This window comes from Micromonospora maris AB-18-032, from assembly GCF_000204155.1.
GTDB classification, from domain to species: Bacteria; Actinomycetota; Actinomycetes; order Mycobacteriales; family Micromonosporaceae; genus Micromonospora; species Micromonospora gifhornensis.
Map to the genome: position 1 here is coordinate 2,157,334 of NC_015434.1, position 14,915 is coordinate 2,172,248.

General features: G+C 72.1%; 14 protein-coding genes. 10 read left to right on the plus strand and 4 right to left on the minus strand.

Going from position 1 to position 14,915, the window contains the following annotated elements:
* On the minus strand, positions 1 to 864 hold the full coding sequence (locus VAB18032_RS09925; RefSeq protein WP_081476070.1) for a DUF1775 domain-containing protein: 864 nt from the start codon (positions 862 to 864) through the stop codon (positions 1 to 3).
* A 199-nt stretch (positions 865 to 1,063) separates the two neighbouring features.
* Between VAB18032_RS09925 and thrS the strand changes: the two genes are divergently transcribed.
* Positions 1,064 to 3,064, plus strand: a complete 2,001-nt coding sequence (thrS, locus tag VAB18032_RS09930) for a threonine--tRNA ligase (protein ID WP_013732678.1) — start codon at positions 1,064 to 1,066, stop codon at positions 3,062 to 3,064.
* 52 nt (positions 3,065 to 3,116) lie between these two features.
* Here thrS and VAB18032_RS09935 read toward each other — a convergent pair whose 3' ends face one another.
* Entirely contained in the window at positions 3,117 to 3,866 is a 750-nt protein-coding gene (locus tag VAB18032_RS09935; protein ID WP_013732679.1) for a D-Ala-D-Ala carboxypeptidase family metallohydrolase, read from the minus strand.
* A gap of 213 nt (positions 3,867 to 4,079) precedes the next feature.
* On the opposite strand from VAB18032_RS09935, the gene VAB18032_RS09940 reads away from it, so the two are divergent.
* Together VAB18032_RS09940 and VAB18032_RS09945 are read left to right on the plus strand one after the other, a co-directional pair.
* The gene (locus VAB18032_RS09940; RefSeq protein ID WP_013732680.1) at positions 4,080 to 4,592 is read left to right on the plus strand and encodes an HIT family protein; all 513 of its coding nucleotides are present in this window, start codon (positions 4,080 to 4,082) and stop codon (positions 4,590 to 4,592) included.
* A 249-nt stretch (positions 4,593 to 4,841) separates the two neighbouring features.
* Positions 4,842 to 5,894 carry an aldo/keto reductase gene (locus VAB18032_RS09945; protein ID WP_198408953.1) on the plus strand — a complete coding sequence of 351 codons (1,053 nt, stop codon included), beginning with the start codon at positions 4,842 to 4,844 and terminating at the stop codon, positions 5,892 to 5,894.
* A gap of 17 nt (positions 5,895 to 5,911) precedes the next feature.
* On the opposite strand, the gene VAB18032_RS09950 is transcribed toward VAB18032_RS09945, so the two are convergent.
* Positions 5,912 to 8,062 (minus strand): elongation factor G-like protein EF-G2, encoded by a 2,151-nt coding sequence (locus VAB18032_RS09950; RefSeq protein WP_013732682.1) that lies wholly within the window; start codon positions 8,060 to 8,062, stop codon positions 5,912 to 5,914.
* A gap of 243 nt (positions 8,063 to 8,305) precedes the next feature.
* Here VAB18032_RS09950 and pgsA point away from each other — a divergent pair, with 243 nt between their 5' ends.
* The 6 genes from pgsA to pdxT all read left to right on the plus strand — a co-directional run bounded on the left by pgsA (position 8,306) and on the right by pdxT (position 13,287).
* The gene (pgsA, locus tag VAB18032_RS09955; RefSeq protein WP_013732683.1) at positions 8,306 to 8,938 is read left to right on the plus strand and encodes a phosphatidylinositol phosphate synthase; all 633 of its coding nucleotides are present in this window, start codon (positions 8,306 to 8,308) and stop codon (positions 8,936 to 8,938) included.
* Between the two features lie 28 nt (positions 8,939 to 8,966).
* A complete protein-coding gene (locus tag VAB18032_RS09960) occupies positions 8,967 to 9,845 on the plus strand; it encodes a phosphatidylinositol mannoside acyltransferase (protein WP_043723650.1) in 879 nt (292 codons plus the stop codon).
* Positions 9,846 to 9,858: 13 nt separating this feature from the next.
* The gene (locus VAB18032_RS09965) at positions 9,859 to 11,019 is read left to right on the plus strand and encodes a glycosyltransferase family 4 protein (protein WP_013732685.1); all 1,161 of its coding nucleotides are present in this window, start codon (positions 9,859 to 9,861) and stop codon (positions 11,017 to 11,019) included.
* A 26-nt stretch (positions 11,020 to 11,045) separates the two neighbouring features.
* Complete coding sequence (locus VAB18032_RS09970; RefSeq protein ID WP_013732686.1) at positions 11,046 to 11,552, plus strand: hypothetical protein; 507 nt, start codon at positions 11,046 to 11,048, stop codon at positions 11,550 to 11,552.
* Positions 11,553 to 11,684: 132 nt separating this feature from the next.
* Positions 11,685 to 12,605, plus strand: a complete 921-nt coding sequence (gene pdxS, locus VAB18032_RS09975) for a pyridoxal 5'-phosphate synthase lyase subunit PdxS (protein ID WP_013732687.1) — start codon at positions 11,685 to 11,687, stop codon at positions 12,603 to 12,605.
* A 76-nt stretch (positions 12,606 to 12,681) separates the two neighbouring features.
* Positions 12,682 to 13,287, plus strand: a complete 606-nt coding sequence (gene pdxT / locus VAB18032_RS09980) for a pyridoxal 5'-phosphate synthase glutaminase subunit PdxT (protein ID WP_013732688.1) — start codon at positions 12,682 to 12,684, stop codon at positions 13,285 to 13,287.
* Between the two features lie 421 nt (positions 13,288 to 13,708).
* On the opposite strand, the gene VAB18032_RS09985 is transcribed toward pdxT, so the two are convergent.
* The gene (locus VAB18032_RS09985) at positions 13,709 to 14,419 is read right to left on the minus strand and encodes an MmyB family transcriptional regulator (protein ID WP_013732689.1); all 711 of its coding nucleotides are present in this window, start codon (positions 14,417 to 14,419) and stop codon (positions 13,709 to 13,711) included.
* A gap of 14 nt (positions 14,420 to 14,433) precedes the next feature.
* Between VAB18032_RS09985 and VAB18032_RS09990 the strand changes: the two genes are divergently transcribed.
* Positions 14,434 to 14,727, plus strand: a complete 294-nt coding sequence (locus tag VAB18032_RS09990) for a hypothetical protein (RefSeq protein WP_013732690.1) — start codon at positions 14,434 to 14,436, stop codon at positions 14,725 to 14,727.
* Positions 14,728 to 14,915: the final 188 nt, after the last annotated feature.

Sequence of the window (14,915 nt, forward strand, 5' to 3'; positions counted from 1 at the left end):
TCAGCGGGTAGCGCCGGCCCGGGCCACCCGGTCGTCGCGGCGCTGCGTCGGCTCCGCGTCGGCCACCGCCGTCGGGCCGTTCTCGGCGGCGGGCTCTTCGTCGAGGACCGACCGGTCGATCTCCTCGGTGTCGGCGCGGCGGCGTCGGCTGATCAGCCAACCGACCACCGCGCCACCGCCGAGGCCGGCGACCAGGCCGGCGGCGAGCAGGCTGTTGGCGTTCGGGCCCTCGTCGGGCGTGGCGGCGGCCGGCGCGGGGGCGCCCGGCACCGCACCGCCGGGGGCCGCGCCGTGACCACCGTGGGCGGCACCCGGGTACGCCGGGTCGCCCGGGGTGAGGATCAGCGCGGGCAGCGGGCGCTGGCCGGGACGGTCGCCCCAGTGCACCTGGAGGCCGTCGGCGTAGGTCTGGGTCAGCTCGAACCGCACCTGGTCGGTCTGCGGCAGCGGCGCCATCGAGAACACCAGCCGGGCCGGGCCCGTGCCCGCCTCGCCGGTGCCCCGGGTCCAGGTCAGCGCGGCGGTCACCACGTCGGTCGCCGGACCGTGCATGCCCGCGACCGGGACGTCCAGCTTGCGGGTGGTGATCGCGGGCGCCCAGCCCTGCACCGAGAGCGGATACACCTCGGCCACCGGAGTCTCCGCCGGCATCCGGATCTCGATCCGCTCGGTCCGGACCCCGGGCCGCTCGTCGGGCACCAGGAACTCGAGCTTGACCGAGTTGCCCTGCTGGGCCTCGGTCGGAGTGAACGTCACGCCGTCGGCCCACGCCGTGGTCGCGGGCCAGAGCAGCACCCCGGCCGTGGCCAGGGCGGCCACCAGCCCACCCCGGCGTCGACGGCTCCCGCCGCGCGTCATCGCCATCCTGGGTTCCCCATCCGTGTCGACGTGGCCGGAACCGGCTCCGGCCACACCTGGTAGTTCGGTTTCCGGGCCGAAAAGGTTCAACGCCGCCCGGATTCGTCCCCTACGGTGTCGGGGACGGTGGCCGTCGGGCCGACCGATACCATCGCGGTGAGCCGTCACCGGCACCTTCCGTCACATCTGCTGCGAGGAGTTCCCCGTGTCCGCACCCCGTACCCCCGCCGTGGCCGACCCTGTCGTCGTCGCCGCCGGGACGACGGCGGCCGACGCGGTGGCCGCCGCCGAACTGCCCACCAGCGGTCCGAAGGCGATCGTGGTGGTCCGTGACCCGCAGGGCGTGCTGCGGGACCTGGACTGGCGTCCGGCCGAGGAGACCGTCGTCGAGCCGGTCGCCCTCGACTCCCCGGACGGGCTCAACGTGCTGCGGCACTCGACCGCGCACGTGCTCGCCCAGGCGGTGCAGGACATCTTCCCCGAGGCCAAGCTCGGCATCGGCCCGCCGATCGAGAACGGCTTCTACTACGACTTCGCCGTCGACAAGCCGTTCCAGCCGGACGACCTGGCCAAGCTCGAAAAGCGGATGCAGGAGATCATCAAGTCCGGCCAGCGGTTCCGTCGCCGCCGCTTCGACAGCCTGGACGAGGCGAAGGTCGAGTTGGCCGCCGAGCCGTTCAAGCTGGAACTGATCGACGTCAAGGGCGAGGGGCTGGACTCCTCCGAGGTGATGGAGGTCGGCGGCGGCGAGCTGACCATCTACGACAACCTGGCCGCCACCGAGGACAAGGTCTGCTGGTCGGACCTGTGCCGGGGCCCGCACCTGCCCAACACCCGGCTGATCGGCGCGTTCAAGCTGATGCGTTCGGCCGCCGCGTACTGGCGCGGGTCGGAGCGCAACCCGCAGTTGCAGCGGGTGTACGGCACCGCCTGGCCGACCCGCGACGAGCTCAAGGCGTACCTGAAGCTGTTGGAGGAGGCCGCCCGGCGCGACCACCGCAAGCTCGGTGTGGACCTCGACCTGTTCAGCTTCCCCGACGAGCTCGGCTCCGGCCTGGCGGTCTTCCACCCCAAGGGCGGCATCATCCGCCGCGAGATGGAGAACTACTCGCGGCTCAAGCACGAGCAGGCCGGGTACGAGTTCGTCAACACCCCGCACATCACCAAGGGGCACCTGTACGAGGTCTCCGGTCACCTGGACTGGTACGCCGACGGCATGTTCCCGCCCATGGAGGTGGAGGGCGCCAGCTACTACCTCAAGCCGATGAACTGCCCGATGCACGACCTGATCTTCCGCTCCCGTGGCCGCTCCTACCGGGAACTGCCGCTGCGGATGTTCGAGTTCGGCACGGTCTACCGGTACGAGAAGTCCGGTGTGGTGCACGGTCTGACCCGGGTGCGCGGCATGACCCAGGACGACGCGCACATCTTCTGCACCGAGGAGCAGATGGCCGGCGAGCTGAAGTCGCTGCTCGCCTTCGTCCTCGAACTGCTGCGCGACTACGGCCTGGACGACTTCTACCTGGAGCTGTCCACCCGCAACCCGGAGAAGTCGGTGGGCACCGACGAGAACTGGGAGCGGGCCACCGAGGCGCTGCGCTCGGCCGCCGAGGAGTCCGGGCTCACCCTGGTACCGGACCCGGGCGGGGCGGCCTTCTACGGGCCGAAGATCTCCGTGCAGGTCAAGGACGCCATTGGCCGGACCTGGCAGATGTCCACCATCCAGGTCGACTTCAACCTGCCGGAGCGCTTCAACCTGGAGTACCAGGCCGCCGACGGCACCCGGCAGCGGCCGGTGATGATCCACCGGGCGTTGTTCGGCTCGATCGAGCGGTTCTTCGGGGTGCTCACCGAGCACTACGCGGGCGCGTTCCCGGCCTGGCTGGCCCCGGTGCAGGTGGTCGGCATCCCGATCCGGGACGACCACGCGGACTACCTGCACGGCTTCGTCGCCGCGCTGCGCGCCGAGGGCATCCGTGCCCAGGTCGACTCCGGTGACGAGCGGATGCAGAAGAAGATCCGTAACGCCCAGCAGCAGAAGATCCCGTTCATGGTGATCGCCGGGGACGACGACGTCGCCGCCGGTACGGTCTCGTTCCGCTACCGCGACGGCTCGCAGCGCAACGGCGTGCCGCTGGCCGAGGCGGTCACCCACGTCCTCGACGTGGTCAACACCCGCACCAACGTCGGCCCGTCCGCCGCCTGACCCGCCGTTGCGGCAGCCCCGCATTCGGCGGGGCTGCCGTCGCACGGGTGCGTCAGATCCCGCAGCTCGGTGCCGACCAGGAACGGCTGGGCGTGTTGCCCAGGTGGGTGTGGTCGTTGTGTCCCGGATATCCCGGGCCGAGGATGTTGGTGAACCCGTGGTTGCGGGCCTGCTGGGCGAGCGCGCAGAAGGAGTGCGACCCGACCAGGTCGATCCCGTCGCCGTAGAGGTGTCGGCTGTTGCTGGCGCCGCCGACCGCGCTGTTGCAGGAGTAGCTGCGGAATCCGCTGCTCAGGTAGAGCGGTGCGTTGCCCATGGCGCGGCGCATCGCCTGGAGCTTCCACATCGAGACCAGGGCGTTGAACCGGGCCGTGCTCGCCGACACCGCGCCGCCGGACCAGTCGCTGTTGCACCGGTTCCACTCGGCGTAGCTGAAGCTGACCGGCGTGCAGTCCGGATCCTGCAGGGCGTAGATCTGGTTGAAGGTCTGCGCACCGGCCACCCCGTCGGCGGCCAGCCCGTAGGCCTGCTGGAAGCGGATCACCGCCGACCGGGTGGCCGGGCCGTACGCCCCGTCGAGGGTGAGCACCGCGCCGTAGCCGGGGTAGCCGGAGACGCGGATCTGCAACTGGCGTACGTCCTCGCCGGTCATGCCGGAGGAGAGCGTTCGACCCCAGGTGTAGCAGGCGTCGGCCTGGGCGGGGGCGCCGGTGGCGGTCACCGCCGCCAGGCTGGCCAGTGCGGCCAGGGCGCAGGCGGTGAGGGCACTGACCAGACGGTGCCGGACGGTACGTCGTTCCACAACCACTCCAATCGACGATCTTCGAATTGTGAGGAGTGAAAGTTTCATCGACATCGATGTAATAGTCAAGAAATCCTTGTCGCATTCTGCAATTGGCCGTCACCCGGTGGCCGCGATCGCCGGACGTCTGCGGTACGGGGTGGCGAACCGGCCCCGTGCGGTACGTAGGATCGCCGTGTGACTGGGGCGGACGAGCAGCACATCGACAGGGACATGGCAGACGGGCTGGACCGGCTCTGGACCCCCCACCGGATGACGTACATCTCCGGTGAGGACCGGCCCGAGGGCGGCTACGAACAGCCCTCCGGCTGCCCGTTCTGCCTGGCCCCGGGTCGACCCCACGAGGAGAGCCTGGTGGTCGCCCGGGGCGAGCACGTGTTCGTCGTGCTCAACCTGTACCCGTACAACCCGGGTCACCTGCTGGTCTGCCCGTACCGGCACGTGGCCGACTACACCGACCTGGACGAGCCGGAGACCGTCGAGCTGGCCGCGTTCACCCAGACCGCCATGCGGGTGGTCCGCAAGGTCAGCAACGCACACGGCTTCAACCTCGGGATGAACCAGGGCGGGGTGGCCGGCGCGGGCATTGCCGCCCACCTGCACCAGCACGTGGTGCCCCGGTGGGGCGGCGATGCCAACTTCATGCCGGTGATCGGGCGTACCAAGGTCCTGCCGCAACTGCTCAGCGACACCCGCGACCTGTTCGTGCGCGCCTGGCCCAGCTGACCGGCGGGCCGGACCGGGTCGGTCCGGTGTCCGGAGATGTCGGTGAGGGCGCGGTGGCGCTGCGTGAGCAGTCCGACCGCTCGGTGACGGGCCGGTATCCGGCGGTGAGCTGGGACGGATGGATCCGCGCCGGGAACACGGGCGAGACGGACCCGTATGCGGGTGATCCTCCGGGTCTGGTCGTTCGTACGTATGGTCGTGATGGATCTCTGCCCAGCACCGGCTGGAAGATGGCACGATGCGCCGATGGTGCAGTCGACGCGGACGCTGGGGCGCAGCGGCATCGAAGTCAGTGCCCTCGGCATGGGCTGCTGGGCGATCGGTGGCCCGTGGGCGGAGGGGCGCACCCCGCTGGGCTGGGGAGCGGTCGACGACGCCGAGTCGGTACGGGCCATCCGTCGCGCCCTCGACCTCGGTGTGACGCTGTTCGACACCGCCGACACGTACGGGGCCGGGCACGGCGAGCGCATCCTCGGGCGGGCCCTGGCCGGGCGGCGGGACGTGTCGATCATCGCCACCAAGTGGGGCTACACCTTCGACGAGCAGACCCGGCAGGCCACCGGATCGGATGCCTCACCGGCGTACCTGCACCGGGCCGTGCGGGCCTCGCTGCGTCGGCTCGGCACCGACCGCATCGACCTCTACCAGCTGCACCTGGCCGACCTGCCGGCGGCCCGGGCGCAGGCGCTGATCGGCACCCTGGAGGACCTGGTCACCGACGGCCTGATCCGGACGTACGGCTGGAGCACCGACCGCACCGACCGGGCTGCCGCCTTCGGTGACGCCCCGCACGCCGCCGCCGTGCAGCACAGCCTGTCGGTGCTGCGGGACGCCCCCGAATTGCTCGGCGTCTGCGAGAAGTACGACCTGGCCAGCGTCAACCGGGGGCCGCTCGGCATGGGGCTGCTCACCGGCAAGTACCAGCCCGACTCGACGCTGCCCCACGACGACGTACGGGGCATGGCCTCGGGCTGGTTGGAGTGGTTCCGGGGCGGCCGACCCGCCCCGGAGTGGCTGCGCCGGGTACAGGCGGTCCGGGCGGCGTTGACCGCCGACGGGCGTACCCTAGCCCAGGGTGCGCTGGGCTGGATCTGGGCCCGCAGCGACCGCACCATCCCGATCCCGGGCTGCCGCAGCGTCGCCCAGGTCGAGGAGAACGCCGCCGCGCTGACCCTCGGCCCGCTCACCCCCGACCACTTCGCCGAGGTCGAACGCCAACTCGCCGCGCTGCGCACCGCCGCCCTCCGCGAGGCCGACCGCCCCTACTGGCCGAGCCCGATGCTGCCCACCGCCCGCCCCTGACCGGACCTGGGCTCCCGTCAGGCGTGCTCCTTGCGGATCTGGTCGGCCAGGTGCTCCGGCATCGGGTCGTACCGCACGAAGTGGCGGCGGAAGGTGCCGGCGCCGGCGGTCATCGCCCGCAACTCGACGGCGTAGCGCAGCAACTCCGTGGCGGGCACCTCGGCCCGGACCAGGGTGCGTCCCTCCGACTCCGGGTCCGACTCGGTGCCGAGCACCCGGCCCCGCCGGCCGGACAGGTCACCCAGCACCGTGCCCACGCTGCCGTCGGGGACCCGTACGGTCACCTCGTCGACCGGCTCCAGCAGCGCCGGGCGGCCTTTGGCGGCGGCGTCGCGCAGGGCCAGCGCCCCGGCGGTCTGGAACGCCGCGTCGGAGGAGTCGACGCTGTGCGCCTTGCCGTCGACAAGGGTCACCCGCAGGTCCACCACCGGGTGCCCGGCGAGCAGGCCGCGTTCCATCTGGGCGCGTACCCCCTTCTCCACCGACGGGATGTAGTTGTGCGGGACCGCCCCGCCGACCACCCGGTCGACGAACTCGAAGCCGGCGCCGCGCGGCAACGGCTCCACCTCGATGTCGCAGACCGCGTACTGGCCGTGCCCGCCGGACTGCTTGACGTGCCGGCCGTGCCCGGTTGCCGGGGCGGTAAGCGTCTCCCGCAGCGCCACCTTGACCGGTTCGGTGTCCAACTCGACCCCGCCGGCGCGCAGCCGGTCGAGGACCACGTCGGCGTGCGCCTCGCCCATGCACCACAGCACCAGTTGATGGGTCTGCGGGTTGCGTTCCAGTCGCATCGTCGGGTCGCCCGCGACCAGGCGGGCCAGGTTGCGGGCCAGGGCGTCCTCGTCGGAGCGGGACCGGGCGACGATCGCCACCGGCAGCAGCGGCTCCGGCATCTCCCACGGGGCGATCAGGAGCGGATCATCCTTGGCGGAGATGGTGTCGCCGGTCTCCGCGCTGCCGGACTTGGTGATCGCGCAGATGTCGCCGGCCACCGCCACACCGACCTCGCGCAAGGTGGCGCCCAGCGGGCTGTACAGGTGCGCGATCCGTTCGTCGGCGTCGTGGTCGGGGTGGCCGCGTTCGGCCAGCCCGTGCCCGGCGATGTGCACCGTCTGGTCGGGGCGCAGGGTGCCGGAGAAGACCCGGACCACGCAGACCCGGCCGACGTGCCGGTCGATGGTGGTCCTGACCACCTCGGCGACCAGCGGACCGTCCGGGTCGCAGGTCAACGGCGGGCGGGGGGAGCCGTCCACCCCGGTGACCGCGGGCAGCGCGTGTTCCGGCGGCGACGGGAAGCCGGCGGTGAGCACCTCCAGCAGCACGTCCACCCCGACCCCGGTGGCCGCGCAGACCGGCACCACCGGATAGAAGTGGCCCCGGGCGACGGCCTTCTCCAGATCCTCGATCAGGATCTCGGCGTCGATCTCCTCGCCGCCGAGGTACCGGTCCATCAGGGTCTCGTCCTCGCTCTCGGCGATGATCCCCTCGATGAGTTCGTCGCGGGACTCCGTGATGGCCGGCAGGTGCTCCGGGTCGGGCTGGCGCACCTGCGCCGGCAGTCCGTCGGTGTAGTCGAAGACCCGCCGGGTGATCAGCCCGAGCAGACCGGCGGTGGAGACCCCGTCGTCGCCGAGCATCGGCAGGTACAGCGGCAGCACGTTGTCGCCGAAGACCCGCTGGCACAGCGCCACCGCCTCGTCGAAGTCGGCGCGGGGGTGATCCAGCCGGGCGACGGCGACCGCCCGGGGCATGTCGACGGCGGCGCACTCCTCCCACAGGGCGGCGGTGGCGGCGTCCATCCCGTCCACGGCGGAGACCACGAACAGCGCGGCGTCGGCGGCCCGCAGGCCGGCCCGCAACTCGCCGACGAAGTCGGCGTAGCCGGGCGTGTCCAGCAGGTTGATCTTGATGCCGTCGTGCATCAGCGGCGCGCAGGCCAGCGAGACCGAACGCTGCTGGCGTACGGCCGCCGGATCGTGGTCGCAGACGGTGGTGCCGTCGGTGACCGAGCCCGCGCGGGCGATCGTGTCGGTCGCCGCGAGCAGCGCCTCGACCAGGGTCGTCTTGCCCGCGCCGGAATGCCCGACGAGCACCACGTTGCGAATCTTCGCCGGATCGGTCACCACCGGTACCCCGGCGGCGTGCTTGTCCTGACTCCTCTGCGCCATCGGGCGCACCTCCCTCAACCGGTGGTGGTGACGACCGCCGCGCGCGACGGGGATGCGGCCCGGACGGGGTACCGCGGCGCTATCCTCCGGTGGATCGCCCCGGACCGGGCAGTCAACGGGCGGTCGGGTGAGCTGGGTCACCCTCCCGACCCGATCCCACACCCGATGGCCGCACGACACAACCCTCCCAGCTCGGACCGGCGTTGTCGGCGTGGTCGGGCCGACCGTTATCGTGGGACCGCCATGGCGAAGATCTTCCAAGTGTCGGTCCGCGCGGGGATGACCCGCGTCGTCGAACCGATTGCCCGCAGCCTGCTGCGCGCGGGCGTGTCCCCCAACGCGGTCACCGTCGCGGGCACCCTCGGGGTGCTCGTCGGCGCTCTCGGCTTCGGTGCCCGCGGCCACCTGGTCGCCGGTGCGCTGATCGTGACGGTCTTCGCGCTGACCGATCTGCTCGACGGAACGATGGCCCGGATGAGCGGCGGGTCGACCCGGTTCGGCGCGTTCCTCGACTCCAGCATGGACCGGGTCGCCGACAGCGCGGTGTTCGGCGCGGTCGCGTACTACCTGGCCACCGAGGGGGACCACGCGGGCATGGCCGCCGCGCTGATCTGCCTGGCCGCCGGCGGGCTCGTCTCGTACGTCAAGGCACGCGCCGAGGGACTCGGCATGAACGCCAACGTCGGCGTCGCCGAGCGTACCGAGCGCCTGCTGATCGTCGGTGTCGGTGGTCTGCTTGCCGCCCTGGTGCACCCGCTGGCGCTGCCGATCGCGCTCTGGCTGCTCGCGGCGGTGTCGCTGTTCACCGTCGGCCAGCGGATGCGGCACGTCTACCGGCAGGCCCAGCAGGTCGACGCGCCGGGTGGCCGCGGGTGAGCGGCACAGCCCGGCGACGGGGGTGCCGGTGAATCTCACCGAAATCGGTTTCGTCGCCGGCTGGCGGCTGGTCCGCGCCCTGCCCCGCCCGGTGGCTGCGGCGGCGTTCACCGCCGGCGCCGACCGGGCTCACCGTCGTCGGGGCGCCGGTGCCACCCGGCTGCGCGCCAACCTGCGCCGGGTGGTCGGCCCCGACCTGTCCGAGGCGGAGCTGGACGAGCTGGTACGCGCGGGCCTGCGGTCGTACGCCCGCTACTGGATGGAAGCCTTCCGGCTGCCGTCGCTGAGCCGCGAGCAGGTGCTCGCCACCTTCCGGCTGGACGGTGCCGAGCTGCTCGCCGCCGACGTGGCGGCCGGTCGGGGTGCGGTGGTGGCACTGCCGCACGCCGGTAACTGGGACCTGGCCGGTGCCTGGGTGGTCGCCAACGGCTGGCCGCTGTCCACTGTCGCGGAGCGGCTCAAGCCGGAGGCCGTCTACCAGCGGTTCGTGGCCTTCCGGGAGGGCCTGGGCATGGAGATCCTGCCCACCACCGGTGGTCACCGGCCGCCGCTGGACGTGCTGACCGACCGGCTGAACGACGGGGCGGTGGTGCCGCTGCTGGCCGACCGGGACCTGTCCGCGCGCGGGGTGGAGGTCGACTTCTTCGGCGGCCGGACCCGGATGCCGGCCGGTCCGGCGCTGCTCGCGTTGCGTACCGGCGCGCCGCTGTACGTGGCGTCCATGTGGTACGAACCGGATGCGGCGTGTGCCTCGCTCGAGGGTCCGCTGCCGGTGCCGGGCCACCAGGACGGCACGCTGGACAAGCGAGTTCGGTCGCTGACCCAGCTGATCGCGGACGGTCTCGCGGCGGGCATCGCCCGGCATCCGCAAGACTGGCACATGTTGCAGCGGATGTGGCTGGACTGAGGGGACGGGCGCAATGCGGATCGGCATCGTCTGTCCGTACTCCTTCGACGTGCCGGGCGGGGTGCAGAACCACGTCATGGACCTCGCCGAGGCGTTGATCGGGCTCGGCCACGAGGTGAGCGTGCTCGCCCCGGCGGACGAGGACTCACCCCTGCCGTCGTACGTGGTGTCGGCGGGCCGGTCGGTGCCGCTGCCGTACAACGGTTCGGTGGCCCGGATCGCGTTCGGCCCGGTCTCCACCGCCCGGGTACGCCGGTGGATCACCCGCGGCGACTTCGACGTGCTGCACGTGCACGAGCCGCTGACGCTGAGCGTCTCCATGCTCGCGGTGCTCTCCGCCCGGGGACCGGTGGTGGCGACCTTCCACACCGCGATGACCCGGTCCCGGGTGCTCTCCGCCGCTCAGGGGGCCCTTCAGATCGTGCTGGAGCGGATCACCGCCCGGATCGCGGTGAGCGCGCTGGCCCGCAAGGTCCAGGTGGAACACCTCGACGGCGGCGCGGTGGAGATCCCCAACGGGGTGGCGGTGGCCAAGTTCGCCGGCATGCAGCCGCTGCCCGGCTGGCCGGGGGAGTGCGGGCCGGGCACCGGCGGCACGCTCGGCTTCCTGGGCCGGTTCACCGAACCGCGTAAGGGCTTCCCGATCCTGCGCGACGCGTTCGTCGAGCTGGCCGCCCGACGTCCCGGACTGCGTCTGCTGGTCGCCGGCCCCGGTGACCCGGACGACCTGTTCGACCGTTTTCCGCCCGAGTTGCGGGATCGGGTCACCTTCCTGGGGTTGGTACCCGAGGCGGACAAGGCCCGGATGCTGCGCAGCGTGCACCTCTACGTCGCGCCGAACACCGGGGGCGAGTCGTTCGGCATGATCCTCACCGAGGCGCTGGCCGCCGGCACCACCGTGGTCGCCAGCGACCTGGACGCCTTCCGCCGGGTGCTGGACAACGGGCGGGCCGGGCGGCTGTTTCGCACCGGCGACGCGGCGGCGCTGGCGCAGACCCTCACTGACCTGCTCGACGATCCGGCTGCCCGGGCGGAGCTGACCGCCTGCGGCGACCAGGTGGTGGCAAATTTCGACTGGCCCGTGGTTGCCCGCCGGGTTCTGGAGGTATACGCAGCTGCGATCGAGGCGACCGACGGGCGGGTGATCGACCAGGAGTGGGTGGGGTCGGACTGACCGGGAGGAACGGGAGCAGCACTACGATGCCGGGCATGTGGTGGGTGGTGGGCGCGACGGTGGTCGTCGGCCTGGTGGCGGCGTACCTGATCTGGACCGCCGGCCGGGTCGAGCGGCTGCAGGCCCGCGCGCAGCTCGCGGCCCGTGCCCTCGACGCCCACCTGCTGCGCCGGGCCGCCGCCGCGGCGGTGCTGGCCGAACGCCGCTACGGCGTGGAGCTGTACGCGGCGGCGCGCATCGCGCTCGACGCGCAGCCGGAGGAGCGGGAGGCGGCCGAGAACGACCTGACCCGGCAGCTGCGCGCGGTCGAACTCGACCCCACCGACCCGGACTGCGAGGCGGTCATCGCGGCCAGCCGGCGGCTCGCCCTGGCCCGGCAGGTGCACACCGACCTGGTCCGCGACGCCCGTACGGCGCGCAGCCGTCGCCTGGTACGCCTGTTCCGGATGGGTCGCCGACACACCTGGCCGCGCTACTTCGACATCGACGACCCGACCCTGACCACGCCCGCCGCCGACGTCACCACCCGCTGACCCGCCGCCCCTGCGTACGGTGACGGCGGCCACACCGCAGGCCACCACGGCCCTGATTGGCTGTCGGCACGGCACTCGCGCCGGTCGTAGCATGTCGCTGCCCCACCGGTGCGCATCAAGGAGCGATGAGCCGTGTCCGAGACGACTTCCCCGAACACCAGCGGCACCACCCCGGTCGTCGGCACTGCCCGCGTCAAGCGGGGGATGGCCGAGATGCTCAAGGGCGGCGTGATCATGGACGTGGTCACCGCCGAGCAGGCCAAGATCGCTGAGGACGCCGGCGCGGTCGCGGTGATGGCGCTGGAGCGGGTGCCCGCCGACATCCGCGCCCAGGGCGGGGTGTCGCGGATGAGCGACCCGGACATGATCGACGGGATCATCAACGCCGTCTCCATCCCGGTGATGGCCAAGGCCCGCATCGGCCACTTCGTCGAGGCGCAGATCCTCCAGGCGCTCGGCGTCGACTACGTCGACGAGTCCGAGGTGCTCACCCCGGCCGACTACGCCAACCACATCGACAAGTGGGCCTTCACCGTCCCCTTCGTCTGCGGGGCGACCAACCTGGGCGAGGCGCTGCGCCGGATCACCGAGGGCGCCGCCATGATCCGCTCGAAGGGTGAGGCCGGCACCGGGGACGTCTCCAACGCCACCACCCACATGCGCAAGATCCGTCAGGAGATCCGCCGACTCTCCTCGCTGCCGGAAGACGAGCTGTACGTCGCGGCCAAGGAGCTGCAGGCCCCGTACGAGCTGGTCAAGGAGGTCGCCGAGACCGGCAAGCTGCCGGTGGTGCTGTTCACCGCCGGTGGCATCGCCACCCCGGCCGACGCGGCGATGATGATGCAGCTCGGCGCGGAGGGCGTCTTCGTCGGCTCCGGCATCTTCAAGTCCGGCAACCCGGCCCAGCGGGCCGCCGCGATCGTCAAGGCGACCACTTTCCACGACGACCCGGACGTGCTGGCGAAGGTCTCCCGCGGCCTCGGCGAGGCGATGGTCGGCATCAACGTCGACGACATCCCTGTCCCCCACCGCCTGGCCGACCGCGGCTGGTGAGGTGCAAGGAAGGGCACCTTATTAACGCCTGCGGTAGAGAAAGGGTCCCTTCTTAACGCTTCCCGGAAGGAGCACAGTGCCCGCACCCGTGATCGGCGTGCTCGCCCTTCAGGGCGACGTCCGTGAACACCTCACCGCCCTGACCGGCGCGGGCGCGCAAGCCCGCCCGGTGCGCCGAAGCGCGGAACTGGACGCGGTCGACGGCCTGATCATCCCCGGCGGCGAGTCCACCACGATCAGCAAGCTCGTCGACATCTTCGAGCTGCGCGACCCGATCGACAAGAGGATCTCCGCCGGGATGCCGGTCTACGGCTCCTGCGCCGGGATGATCATGCTGGCCGCCGAGGTCCTCGACGGCCGCCCGGACCAGCGCGGCTTCGACGGCATCGCGATGACCGTGCGGCGCAACGCCTTCGGCCGCCAGGTCGACTCGTTCGAGGCGCCCGTGCAGATCACCGGCATCGACGGTGGCCCGCTGCACGCGGTCTTCATCCGCGCCCCCTGGGTCGAGCGCGTCGGCACGGACGTCGAGATCCTGGGCACGGTCGCCGAAGGGCCGGCCACCGGCCGCATCGTGGCGGTGCGTCAGGGCAACCTGCTGGCCACCTCGTTCCACCCGGAACTCACCGGCGACCTGCGCCTGCACGCCCACTTCGTTGACATGGTCCGCACCGCAACCTGACCCCACTGGCCACACCGGTCCCGGCCCCACCGATCCCACCCGGCACCGGTCCCACCGGCCCACGGGTCCCACCGGCCCACGGGTCCCACCGGCCCACGGGTCCCACCGGCCCACGGGTCCCACCGGCCCACGGGTCCCACCGGCCAAAGACGCCCGCCGAACCCACCATGCCACCCAACCCGCCGGACCCGCCGAACCCGGCAGGTATCGGCAGCAACTTCGGGGATGTTGCTGCCTTCGGTCGGAGGCAGGCAGCAACATCCCCGAAGTTGCTCGCCGCATCGCCGCATCGCCGCATCGCCGCGTCCCGCAGCGCGCAGCCGCATCGCCGCGTCCCGCAGCGCCGCAGGGCGGCGGAGCATGATCGAGGACCTGGACGAGCGCCGCCTCATGGCCGGGGGGGTAGGCGGGGGCCGGGCTATCAGCCGACCACGGAGCGCAGGCTGTCTGGGCGGCGGCCGAGCAGGCGATCCAGTGCCGCAGCGCTGTCGGCGTCGGCGGGCTGCGCCACCACCAGTCGCTGCTGGTCGCCGGCGACTTCCAGGGTCTCGTACGCCAGCCGTAGTGGCCCGACCTCCGGATGCCGCAGCCGGCGCACGCCGCTGGAGTGGGTCGCGACCGGGCGGCGCTGCCACCGGGACCGGAACGGTTCCCCGACGGTACGGTCGAGTCGTTCGGCGAGGGCGTCGGTGGCGGGGTCACCCTCGCGCAGCCGGTGCAGGTCGGCCATCTGCTGGTCGGCGAGGTCGGCCCAGTCGGGGAAGTGCTCCCGGGCGCGTTCGTCGGCGAGGACGTACCAGACCAGGTTGGGGTGTTCGCCGTCCAGCAGCCCCAGCGGGCGGGCCAGCCGGTCGAACGGCTCGTTCCAGGCGAGCACGTCAGCGAGGCGGTTGAGCAGGTACGCCGGCCGATCCCGCAGCGCCTCCAGCAGCGTCCGGACCGTCGGGCGGACGGTATGCGACACCGACGGTCGCTCGCCCGCGCACAGGTGCCGATGGTGGTCGACCGAGGCGAGTTGCTGAAGGTGCCGCCGGTCGGCGTCGTCGAGTCGCAGGGCGTCGGCCAGCGCGGCGAGGATCTCCGGCGACGGGCGGCTGTCGCGTCCCTGTTCGAGGCGGGTCAGGTACTCCATGCTGACCTGGGCCAGTGTGGCGACCTCGGCTCGGCGCAGTCCGGCCGGAGCGGCTCGACGAGCACCTGGCCCTGCTCGATCAGGTCTACCGGGAACTGGCTCACACCCGCCCGCCCGGCCTGCGCTACCTGTCGCTGCGGCTTGCCGACGGGCACCGCTTCATCGATGTGGTGATCGGCCCGCGTCTGCCGGCGCCACTGCCGTTGTTGCCGGCGTTCGTCCGCTACCGGACCGGGTTCGACGAGCGTTGCGAGGATTTCGAGATGTCGGAGGTCAGCGTGTCGGGATCGTACGGCATGGGGGAGTAGCTTCGCCCGCTATCCGGCGTTCTGCGCTGATCGACAAGGCTGTGGGCGTGCGGCGGGTGACGGTTCCCCGCCGTCCGTCGGTAGGATTGTCGAGATTCGGCAGGGCCATCTGCCCGCCACGGCTTCCACCAGAACAGACCGGCACCACCGCGTGCGCGGGTGCGGAGCGGGGCGTGCGCGGTGCGGTC

What these genes read in the sequence shown, in the direction of transcription:
- VAB18032_RS09925 (WP_081476070.1), bottom strand. Translation starts at nt 864, where the DNA reads ATGGCGATGACGCGCGGCGGGAGCCGTCGACGCCGGGGTGGGCTGGTG.
- VAB18032_RS09940 (WP_013732680.1), top strand. Translation starts at nt 4,080, where the DNA reads ATGGCAGACGGGCTGGACCGGCTCTGGACCCCCCACCGGATGACGTAC.
- VAB18032_RS09950 (WP_013732682.1), bottom strand. Translation starts at nt 8,062, where the DNA reads ATGGCGCAGAGGAGTCAGGACAAGCACGCCGCCGGGGTACCGGTGGTG.
- pgsA (WP_013732683.1), top strand. Translation starts at nt 8,306, where the DNA reads ATGGCGAAGATCTTCCAAGTGTCGGTCCGCGCGGGGATGACCCGCGTC.
- VAB18032_RS09965 (WP_013732685.1), top strand. Translation starts at nt 9,859, where the DNA reads ATGCGGATCGGCATCGTCTGTCCGTACTCCTTCGACGTGCCGGGCGGG.
- VAB18032_RS09970 (WP_013732686.1), top strand. Translation starts at nt 11,046, where the DNA reads ATGCCGGGCATGTGGTGGGTGGTGGGCGCGACGGTGGTCGTCGGCCTG.
- VAB18032_RS09985 (WP_013732689.1), bottom strand. Translation starts at nt 14,419, where the DNA reads ATGGAGTACCTGACCCGCCTCGAACAGGGACGCGACAGCCGCCCGTCG.